Origin of the sequence: Streptococcus intestinihominis, assembly GCF_046824975.1 — a bacterium.
Lineage (GTDB): Bacteria > Bacillota > Bacilli > Lactobacillales > Streptococcaceae > Streptococcus.
Genome location: NZ_JBKQBL010000001.1, coordinates 437,943 through 443,387 on the forward strand (window position 1 = coordinate 437,943; position 5,445 = coordinate 443,387).

General features: G+C 39.0%; 1 protein-coding gene. It reads right to left on the reverse strand.

Annotation, left to right across the window (positions count from 1 at the left end; genetic code table 11):
- Window positions 1-5,445 (reverse strand): SspB-related isopeptide-forming adhesin (locus ACLOR3_RS02295; RefSeq protein WP_412036992.1); only part of this gene is annotated, 5,445 nt, incomplete at both ends.

A 5,445-nucleotide genomic window follows, 5' to 3' on the forward strand; every position in this document is an offset into this window, starting at 1 on the left:
TTTCAGTTGGTTTGCTTGGTTTTTCAACTTTCTTAGTCATTGGGTTGTAGTAGTTAACTACTTGAGCCGCAGTATTTTCGATATCTACTCCGCCAGGTACATCATCTTTATCAGTTTTAACTGTTGTTGGGATGTCGAACTTGTAGTAACGTCCGAAGGCGAATTTAGTTGTATCGATGATTTGAGTATCTTCTGCGTCTCCAAGTGACTTAGTGAAGCCAGCTTTAAGGGTTGCAGTGATTACTCCACCTTCAACTGTGATGTCGAATTTATCTGTTACTTCTGCGCCTGTTACTGAATCGTAAGCTTTGATCTTAGTAGCGTCAAGGTCCAATTTAGTTTCATCGTAGTCATCTGAGATTCCTACTGATTGGATGTTTTCTTTGTTAGTTTCAGAGAATTTAGTTGTATCCAACCATACTTGGTAAACCAACTTGTCGCCACGTTTCACAGTCTTCGTATTCAAGTTTTGAGCTTCGTTGTTTGATGCATCGTCCGCATATGGGTTCGCATTGGTATCTGCGACCTTGTCTGCCAACTCTTTATCATCATCAACGAGCTTGTCGCCTGTGATATCGAATTTCTCTTCAGAAACAACGTATTTCTCTGGTTGGAACTTAGGTTCTTCCGGAGGAGTTACACGGTTGTTGAACTCTTTATCAGCGATATCACCAACAGTAGCTACAAGAACTTTAGCTGTTCCATCGTGAGAAACAGTTACTGTTACATTCGCTTTCATGGTGTCGTATGTAACGGTTGCGTCAGTACCCTTCACTTCTTCTACTGTGTAGTTGTGAACGCCTTCTTGACCCTTCTTGAATTCAAGAGCTTTGAACTTAACGTTACCAGCCGCATCGTTGCTTACTGTTTCAACAACTTTACCTGTTGAATCTTTAAGAACGAAGCTGAATTCTTTGGCTTTAAGCTCACGGCCTTCCAAGCGTTTAGTGAAGTTGAATTCCACTTCAACTGGAACGTTGTTTACACGTTTTTCAGTTGGTTTGCTTGGTTTTTCAACTTTCTTAGTAGTTGGGTTGTAGTAGTTGACTACTTGCGCTGCAGTGTTTTCAATATCTACACCACCAGGTACATCAGCTTTCACTGTTGTTGGGATGTCGAACTTGTAGTAACGTCCAAATGCAAATTTAGTTGTGTCAATGATTTGAGTGTTTTCTGCATCACCAAGTGACTTAGTGAAGCCAGCTTTAAGAGTTGCAGTAATCACACCGTTGTCCACAGCGATATCGAATTTATCGGTTACTTCTGCGCCTGTTACTGAATCATAAGCTTTGATCTTAGTAGAATCAAGTTCCAATTTCGCTTCATCGTAGTCATCTGAGATTCCTACTGATTGGATATTGTCCTTGTTAGCTGCGTCAAATTTAGTTGTATCCAACCATACTTGGTAAACCAACTTGTCGCCACGTTTCACAGTCTTGGTGTTCAAGTTTTGTTTTTCGTTGTTAGATGCATCGTCCGCATATGGGTTCGCATTTGTATCTGCGTACTTGTCTGCCAATTCTTTGTCATCATCAACGAGTTTGTCACCTGTGATATCGAATTTCTCTTCAGAAACAACGTATTTCTCTGGTTGGAACTTAGGTTCTTCTGGAGGAGTTACACGGTTGTTGAACTCTTTATCAGCGATTTCGCCAACAGTAGCTACAAGAACTTTAGCTGTTCCATCATGTGATACTGTGACTTTCACTGCAGCCTTCATTGTATCGTAAGTAACAGTTGCGTCGCTTCCTTTAACTTCTTCTACTGTGTAGTTGTAAGTTCCTTCTTGACCTTTCTTGAACTCAATAGCTGAGAATTTAACTTTTCCGTCAGCGTCGTTCTTCACAGTTTCAAGAACTTTACCATCGGCATCTTTAAGTGTGAAGCTGAATTCTTGATCTTTAAGTTCACGACCTTCTAATTTCTTAGTGAAGTTGAATTCTACTGGTACTGGTACGTTGTTAACACGTTTTTGAGTAGGTTTTTCTGGAGTTTCAACTTTCTTAGTTGTTGGGTTGTAGTAGTTGACTACTTGTGCAGCAGTGTTTTCGATATCTACACCAGCTTTAACTGTTTGTTTAACTGTTGTTGGGATATCAAACTTGTAGTAACGTCCAAATTCAAACTTAGTTGTATCGATAACTTGAGTATTTTCTGCATCGCCAAGCGACTTAGTGAAGCCAGCTTTAAGAGTTGCAGTGATCACTCCGTTGTTTTCAACGATATCAAATTTATCTGTTACATCATTACCAGATACTGAATCATAAGCTTTGATCTTAGTAACATCAAGTTCCAACTTCGCTTCATCGTAGTTATCAGAGATTCCTACAGATTGAATGTTTTCTTTGTTAGTTGCTGAGAATTTAGTTGTATCCAACCATACTTGGTAAACTAATTTTTGACCGCGTTTAACAGTCTTCGTATTGATGTTTTCTGCTTCATTGTTGGTGTCTTTGTCAACATATGGATCAGTATTTGTATCTCCGTACTTATCTGCCAACTCAGCATCATCATCAAGAAGCTTGTTATCAGTGATAGAGTATTTCTCTGTATTCAATACATACTTCTCTGGTTGGAACTTAGGTTCTGTAGGAGGAGTTACTGTATTGTTGAACTCTTTATCTGCAATATTTCCAAGATTTGCCACAAGAGCTTTAGCTGTACCATCGTGTGAAACTGTGATGGTTACATTTGCTTTCATTGAGTCGTAGGTAACGGTTGCGTCGCTTCCTTTAACTTCTTCTACTGTGTAGTTATGAACGCCTTCTTCACCCTTCTTGAATGTAAGAGCTGAGAACTTAACGTTACCAGACGCATCGTTCTTCACAGTTTCAACTTCTTTACCAGTTGAATCTTTCAGAACGAAGCTGAATTCGTTAGCTTTCAACTCACGGCCTTCCAATTTCTTAGTGAAGTTGAATTCAACTGAGATTGGTACGTTGTTAACACGTTTTTCAGTTGGTTTGTTTGGTTTTTCAACTTTCTTAGTTGTTGGGTTGTAGTAGTTGACTACTTGAGCCGCAGTATTTTCGATGTCTACTCCACCTGCAACGTCAGCTTTAACAGTTGCTGGGATATCAAATTTGTAGTAACGTTCAAATGCAAATTTAGTTGTGTCAATGATTTGAGTGTTTTCTGCATCACCAAGTGACTTAGTGAAGCCAGCTTTAAGAGTTGCAGTCATCACACCATTTTCAACCTTGATGTCGAATTTGTTTGTTACATCGTCACCAGTTACTGAGTCGTAAGCCTTGATGGCTGAACCATCCACATCAACTTTCGTTTCATCGAAGTCATCAGTGATTCCTACTGATTGAACGTTTTCTTTGTTGTTAGCTGAGAATTTAGTTGTATCCAACCATACTTGGTAGTAAAGCTTATCTCCGCGATTAACAGTCTTGGTATTGATGTTTTCTGCTTCGTTGTTGTTAGTTTGGTCTGCGTATGGGTTCGCATTAGTATCTGCGTACTTGTCTGCCAACTCAGCATCATCATCAAGAAGCTTGTTATCAGTGATAGAGTATTTCTCTTTATTCAATACATACTTCTCTGGTTGGAACTTAGGTTCTGTTGGAGGAGTTACAGTATTGTTGAACTCTTTGTCAGCTGGTTCAGTTACGTTAGCAACCAATGCTTTCGCTGTGCCGTCATGAGATACTGTTACAGTTACTTCTGCTTTCATTGTATCGTAAGTGACAGTTGTGTCTGTTCCCGCTACCTCTTCAACAGTATATTTGTGAGCTCCTTCTTCACCTTTTTTGAATTTCAATGCTGAGAACTTAACGTTTCCTGCTTTATCGTTCTTAACAGTTTCAATTTCTTTACCAGTTGAATCTTTAAGTACGAAGCTGAATTCGTTCGCTTTAAGCTCACGACCTTCCAAACGTTTTGTGAAGTTGAATTCTACAGTAATTGGTACAGAGTTTACACGTTTTTGAGTTGGTTTTTCTGGAGTTTCTACAGATTTGCTTACTGGGTTGTAAACGTGAACGATTTGGTTGGCTTTGTTTTCGATGTCTACTCCACCAGGAACATCAGCTTTAACTGTAGCTGGGATATCAAATTTGTAGTAGCGACCAAATGCAAATTTAGTGGTGTCGATAACTTGAGTGTTATCAGCATCACCTAAAGATTTGTTCATAGAAGATTTAGATGTAGCTGTAATGACTCCGTTAGCTACTGTAATATCAAATTTAGATGTTACATCAACTCCTGTTTCGCTGTCATAAGCCTTGATATCAGCACTGTTGACAGTCAACTTATCTGCATCGTATGTATCAGAGATACCTACAGATTGGATGTTGTTCTTGTCAGTGAAGTTCTTAGTATCCAACCATACTTGGTAAACTAATTTATCACCACGCTCAACAGTCTTGGTATTGATGTTTTCTGCTTCGTTGTTGTTAGACAAGTCAGCATATGGATTTGCATTTGTTTCTGTGTACTCATCCTGAAGCTCATCGTCGTCATCCATTAATTTTGTACCTGTTAGGTCAAATTTTTCTTTGTTAAGGACGAATTTTTCTGGTTGGAACTCAGGTGTTTCCGGAGGAGTGATCTTGTTGTTGAACTCTTTATCCGCTGTTCCATCAGTTGCATTACCATTCGCATCTACCCCACCTGTTGATGATACGTTGGTTACAGTTGTCAGAGTATGACCGTTCTTAGCAACTTCAACAGTGATTGTTGCTTTCATAGTATCATATACCATTCCAGCTTCTTTAGCTGCAGGGATAACTTCTTCTACAGTATAAGTGTGAGTACCAACTTTAGAGTTGTCGAATGATAATTCTGTAAATGTTACAGTTCCGTCTGCTTTGTTCGTTACTGTTTCAACTTCTTGTCCGTTTGCATCTTTAAGAACGAATTTGAATTCTCCGTCTTTCAGCTCACGTCCAGCTAATTTCTTAGTGAAGTCGAATTTAGTTTTAACTGGTGCTACAACATAGTTGTTGAAGATCTTATCATCAGCACTTGATTTGAATCCACCTTCAGCACTGTATTTAACTGCAGCTTGTAAATCACCTTGAGCGTTCTCAGTTACATTAACAGTCATCGTAACTGTCATTGCATCGTAGTCAACGTTTGTATCAGAGCCCTTTTGTTCAGTGATCTTGTATTTATAAGTACCAGTTTTAGTAAAGGTAAGTTTGCTAAATGTAGCTTTACCATCTTTATTGGTAACTGTTTCTTCGTGCTTGTCTGGAGTACTTTTCTCTTCTGTTAATTTGAAAGTAAACTCACCATCTGTCAAGACACGTCCTTCCAATTGTTTTTCAACTTCTGGAGTAACTTCAACTGGTTTTTGTTTGACATAGTAATAGATTGGTTGTTTGTACGGTGTCAATGAGTTGAGCAAGTCAACGTTTGTACCGATACCATTTACTCCACGAACCAATTGTTCGTTTGGAGAAAGGTGACCGATGTTATCCCCTAAGAATGGAA